Origin of the sequence: Sulfitobacter sp. CW3, assembly GCF_019392245.1 — a bacterium.
Classification (GTDB): domain Bacteria; phylum Pseudomonadota; class Alphaproteobacteria; order Rhodobacterales; family Rhodobacteraceae; genus Sulfitobacter.
This window is the reverse complement of record NZ_JAHXRL010000267.1, coordinates 1-267: the sequence shown is the minus strand read 5'-3', so window position 1 is coordinate 267 and position 267 is coordinate 1. Positions and strand designations below refer to the sequence as shown.

1 protein-coding gene is annotated in these 267 nt (G+C 72.3%); it reads right to left on the bottom strand.

The features are described 5' to 3' along the window. Positions 1-25 precede the first annotated feature (25 nt). The coding region (locus tag KZZ06_RS21025; RefSeq protein ID WP_257884530.1) for a HisA/HisF-related TIM barrel protein at positions 26-267 on the bottom strand (242 nt) is incomplete at its 5' end.

Below are 267 nucleotides of genomic sequence, written 5' to 3'. Positions count from 1 at the left end.
GTCTCATGTCGCGAGTCTCTGGATATCACGCCACCGGGCCGCGCGCCGCAGCGATCGCGGCCAGGGCCGCCTCCGGATCGATGCGGCCGTCGTAGAGCGCCCGGCCGGTGATCGCGCCCGCGATCAGGGCGCAATCCGGCTTCAGCAGGCGGTGGACGTCGTCGATCGACGCGAGGCCGCCCGAGGCGATCACCGGGATGCGCACGGCCTGGGCGAGCGCCAGGGTCATCTCGACGTTGAGGCCCTTCAGGATCCCGTCGCGGGCGA